Annotated in this window: 2 protein-coding genes; both read right to left on the reverse strand. The window is 65.0% G+C overall.

Annotated elements, in window-relative coordinates; genetic code table 11:
* Positions 1 to 96 precede the first annotated feature (96 nt).
* A complete protein-coding gene (locus APY03_RS35230) occupies positions 97 to 612 on the reverse strand; it encodes a hypothetical protein (protein WP_068684759.1) in 516 nt (171 codons plus the stop codon).
* A 39-nt stretch (positions 613 to 651) separates the two neighbouring features.
* A partial coding sequence (locus APY03_RS35235) for an IS66 family transposase (protein WP_157103503.1) occupies positions 652 to 1,145 on the reverse strand: 494 nt, incomplete at its 5' end.

Below are 1,145 nucleotides of genomic sequence, written 5' to 3' on the forward strand. Positions count from 1 at the left end.
GCGGCGCCGCGGCCGGCCAACGTGGAGACGTCCCTGCAGGGTAAGCGCGGGCTCAAGACCCTCTTGACGGCAGCGGCCGTGTAATGGATCCGGCACTCAGATGTCGAGCACGTGGCGCAGCATGTGGAACGGCACGCGCCACGATTGGCCGTTGCCGGTGTCGACGGTGGCCGTTCGTTGGTTGATGCGAACGACGGTGCCCACTTGGGGTTGGAGGTACTTGTCGTCGAACGAGACCTTCTCGCCACCGCGGAAGTCATTGCGAGAGGCTTTGAGCGGTGGAGGTTTCGGCGGTGTTGCTGCCGCCGGCTGCGCGGTCGCAAGCGGCGGTTCGATAGCCGCATAGGGCAGCTTCCACTCGCGCCGCGTGCCTTCCTCGTGCAACGTGACCTGCGTGTCCTTCATCGCCACGACCTTGCCGTTGCGCATCTGACCGTCACGCCAGTCGAGGAAGCGCACGGTCTGCCCCAAGTTCATGTTCGTGCGCACGGCGATGATCCGGCGCGGATCGGCCAGCAGGCGCTCGATGATGGTGCTCAGCTGGAACAGTTCCAGGCTGCTCGCGCGGTTGAGCGCATCGATCAGCTTCGGGTCGGTGCCTTGCAGGTTCACTCTCGTCTTCCTTCGTTGCGCAGCCGGGTCGCGTGTGGGTCAGGCTGCCAGTCGTTGCTCAACGTGGTGCCCGCCGATGTTCCACGGCAGCAACTCGTCGATGCGGTTGATCGGATGGTCGGCAATGCGTGCGAGCACATCGCGCAGATACGCCTGCGGATCGAGCCCATTCAGCTTGGCCGTCTCCACCAGACTGTAGATCGCCGCGGCGCGCTCGCCTCCGGCGTCCGAACCCATGAAGAGATAGTTGGATCTTCCAAGGGCCACACCACGCAGGGCACGCTCGGCAGCGTTGTTGTCGATCTCGATGCGACCATCGTCACGGTAGCGCGTGAGCGATTTCCAGCGTGTCAGCGAGTAGCCGATCGCCTTGGCCAGTTCCGACTTCGTGGACACCTTGCCCAGCATGCTCGTGAGCCAGGCACGCAGGTCTTCCAGCAGCGGTCCGGCGCGGGCTTGCCGCACCTGGCGTCTCACATCGGGCGGCTGCCCTCGGATCTGGGCTTCGATCGCGTACAGCGCCGCAATGCGCT

The sequence above is a fragment of the Variovorax sp. WDL1 genome (assembly GCF_001541225.1).
GTDB lineage: Bacteria > Pseudomonadota > Gammaproteobacteria > Burkholderiales > Burkholderiaceae_C > Variovorax.